This is a genomic window from Pseudomonas sp. S1_E05 (genome assembly GCF_056337105.1).
The window spans coordinates 1-3,244 of the sequence record NZ_JBFRHM010000002.1 but is presented as its reverse complement, the minus strand read 5'-3'; the positions used below and the strand labels follow the sequence as shown (position 1 = coordinate 3,244).

Annotated in this window: 3 protein-coding genes and 1 pseudogene; 2 read left to right on the top strand and 2 right to left on the bottom strand. The window is 51.9% G+C overall.

The window, feature by feature from the left end:
* The coding region (locus AB4N33_RS29185; protein ID WP_476458861.1) for a hypothetical protein at nucleotides 1–128 on the top strand (128 nt) is incomplete at its 5' end.
* Here the strand turns inward: AB4N33_RS29185 and AB4N33_RS29180 are convergent.
* Nucleotides 125–682, bottom strand: coding sequence for a TetR/AcrR family transcriptional regulator (locus tag AB4N33_RS29180; protein ID WP_460117013.1), 558 nt, complete (start codon nucleotides 680–682; stop codon nucleotides 125–127). The two genes, AB4N33_RS29185 and AB4N33_RS29180, sit on opposite strands and share 4 nt — an antisense overlap.
* 181 nt (nucleotides 683–863) lie before the next feature.
* Here AB4N33_RS29180 and AB4N33_RS29175 point away from each other — a divergent pair.
* Nucleotides 864–1,026, top strand: a pseudogene (locus AB4N33_RS29175) (GntR family transcriptional regulator); the annotation flags it as partial.
* Between the two features lie 367 nt (nucleotides 1,027–1,393).
* On the opposite strand, the gene AB4N33_RS29170 reads toward AB4N33_RS29175, so the two are convergent.
* The gene (locus AB4N33_RS29170; RefSeq protein ID WP_476458860.1) at nucleotides 1,394–2,557 is read right to left on the bottom strand and encodes a hypothetical protein; all 1,164 of its coding nucleotides are present in this window, start codon (nucleotides 2,555–2,557) and stop codon (nucleotides 1,394–1,396) included.
* Nucleotides 2,558–3,244 lie beyond the last annotated feature (687 nt).

Genomic DNA, 3,244 nt, shown 5'->3' with positions numbered 1-3,244 from the left:
GGGCTAGCGAAGGTGTGGATATCGTGCATGGCAAGGCACGGGAGATGGACATCGAATACGCGCTCTCCAACGGTTTTGGTTTTGGCGGGGTCAATGCCAGTGTATTGTTCAAACGCTGGCAGGATTAATCCTGAGAGTGTTTGAGGTGACACCGGGTGACGTCGAGAATCCGTTGGGCCAGTTCGGGATTCTCGACACTGCGAGACAGCAGCAGCGCTCCGACCAGCGTAGACATGATAACAATGCTCTGATCGGCAGCATCTGCACTCGCCAAGCTGCCTCGTATTTGTTCCAGCCTTGCTTTCAGCACGGTATCAGAGGTCGAGCTTGGCCGTCCGCGCAGACCAAGTTCCGAGGACATGGTCGGTAGAGGGCAGCCCTGATCAGGCGAAGTCTGATGCCACTCAGACAGGTAGCTGTCGATGAACGCTTCAAGAGGGCGGTCCTGAGCAAACAAAACGGCGCAATGCGCATCCAGTTCTTCTCCGGCTGCCTGCAAGGCTTTCTCCACCAGTTCGTCCTTGGAATTGAAGTGCGAATAGAAACCGCCGTGAGTCAACCCTAGAGCTTTCATCAGCGGTTGCAGGCCAGTCGCGCCTATCCCGTCCCGGCGAAATCGCGCTGATGCTTCCTTGATAATGCGTTCATGTGTTTGGGCTTTATGATCCTGCGAGTAACGCATTTTTAATCTCCGCAACTATGCGCCATCTTAACCAATGAAAATAAGATGGTGACTGTACTTCTATTTCTAAAAAGCATTCAGATGCTTGCAGCGCATTTCTGGTGCTTTTAAAAGGCTGGAACGAAGAGTGTGCAGCTCGTCAGCGGACGATTGTGTCGGACCTGTCATATATTCGAGTTGCAAAGCTATCATTGCAAGCCAAACGCTGCGTTTGCCAGTTCATTCGGATGATCGAGGCGCTTGAGGTTACCGAACTCGCCCGGGAGCGCGAGGGCTGGTGTCCTGTTGGCACTCGCAGTCTGGTTTTTCATCAGCAGAGTGTCGGCTGGTTGCGCAGTTCATTGCGATTCGAAGTGTCCATTTACAGCGGTTACACATCGAAAGTGCCTGCCGGTCATATGAGCGAGCGCGATGACATTTCGTTATTCGGCAATTCTCAGGCGTCATGGATGAGTCTGGGTGTGGACAAGCACGAGCACTCCGGCTTCTGCTGATTGATCTTGAGGCCCCCCTGAATAGGGGTTCCCCCGAATCGGTTTATCCCGCGTCTTCAAATGGCTAGGTCGTGAACCGATATCGCTGGTACGGATGCTCGCGCAGGCGTCACGGGGTCCTCATACCGGGCGGTTGCCCGCCAAGCGTCCAGCCACCTCGAATGGAAGGCAGCCTACAATAACCCGCATACGCTGCGAGAAATGCAAGGCACGACAATTAGTAAGCGCGCATTGAATACCCCACTTCTGGCGATGAGCATGAATCCAATACCACAGAACAGCATGGCGAAATCAGAGATCGCTTGCCGCCTTCGTGCCCCGGTAAAATCCCAATAAGCATCAGTCTCCCATTGATCGCCACCACGATCCAATCGGCATAAAATGCCCAGCCGTCCAGATGCATAAGCACATTCGCCTTGAGCGGGAAGGTGATGTTCGTGCCACGTTTCGCGACATCCGGATAGATTGCTCGCGTTTCGGCTGTGGAGATCGGCTTGTTCGGCATCAGGCTACGAGGGACAAAAGCCAAGAGTGCGTCCTCAGCCGCATAGGCACCGGGCTCAACATCGTGGTTTTTAATCGCGAGTAGAACGTCTTCTGAAATGAATGCGGCGTTGAAATTCAGGTCCTCATAGCTGTCTGTCGGTGCAACCTCAACAGGTTTCTCGGTAACCGTTTTGCCGTGTACTACAACCTTGCCGTAATCATCTGGTGCGCGCATATCTGTAATGAGGACGAACGACGTTCCGACTGATGCAATCGCGAGGCTCGAAGCGATCAAAAACTTCACGAGGCCTACGCGTTGGAACATCAGTAATACGATGAACATGAGTGCGAAAAGGATCAGTATCCCACGGCCTCCACTGAAGGATACGATGAGGATGCTCACCATCAGGATCGCACCGTTCTTTTTAGTGACGCCGCCGAAATACATGTCCATCAGCTGGAGGAACAAAGCTGAGTACATCGCGAGAATCATCCATGCGCCGCCGTCGGTAGCCTTGAAGTTATAGGTCTGGTATTCCTGAAGAACGTATTCCGGAGAAAGCGTCCCAAGGACGCGATAAATACTAAGCGCCATCAGACTGATAATTCCGACCACAATCAACATAAGAGTCAGTGTCGACAGAGGTTTACGCGTTGGGGTGAACTCATCGAAGTCGCCAAGACGTCGCACTACGAAAACGCCCAGGACAGCGACGATCAGCGCGCCAATTGTGTCTATGACTGCCGCTCCATTCGCATAGGCGGACGTAAGGAGAGGGTATTTCTCTGAGTCCAGATATCGCCCGATGAAAAGGATCTGATAGGCGACATAGCATCCCAGCGGTCCCACACATATCAGGGCAGCCTTCTTGGTTTTGTCGTTGAATAGGCTCATCCGTCATTATGTCCTGTTGGCAAGCATTTTCTGAACTTCAATCAGTAAAGCATGCGCTGGTGATCACGCAGAAAAATTGGTGAGCGATCAGTTTCGAATGCTTTGACGAAGCCATACATCAGCCACGCAAGTGTAAGAAGACCGGCGAGTGCGCCCGTTTTCCGGGGCCACATCCATCTGAATATGAGGGACACATTCCTGCAACTTTTGTGGTCAAGCCACCTTCGCCCACCAGATTTGGATAGGTTACGTTCAGACCTACATTAAGCATACAGGTTGCATCCGCGATCACCTGCGATTTCAGATCCGCGGCTGGCGCGATTTCTCGCCCTACGGACTCGCTCGATGACGACGCGTTGCTGGGAGACTCTGACGCATACGCTTGGATTCAAATGGGAGTAAACATCAGATTGGACCTTTCACAGGCGCAACGAACGGTAATTTGTTCACTCAGTTGGCGCAATGAATAGCAGTGATTGTGTTGCCGGTTGCGTTGATTGAATATCTTTATATCGAACGACTTTGTTTCATTGTTGCATTCGATCTTGATAGTAAAGGAGTAAGGCAAGAAGGGTCTTTTATTTTAGTCCGGACGAAGAATTAATTTTTGCTCTGTTAGTAGTTGGTTGGCCAGGTTAATCGATGGCAAGGTGCCGGAGAGGGGCTGTACCAGGATAACTTCGACAG

What these genes read in the sequence shown, in the direction of transcription:
- AB4N33_RS29180 (WP_460117013.1), bottom strand. Translation starts at nt 682, where the DNA reads ATGCGTTACTCGCAGGATCATAAAGCCCAAACACATGAACGCATTATC.
- AB4N33_RS29170 (WP_476458860.1), bottom strand. Translation starts at nt 2,557, where the DNA reads ATGAGCCTATTCAACGACAAAACCAAGAAGGCTGCCCTGATATGTGTG.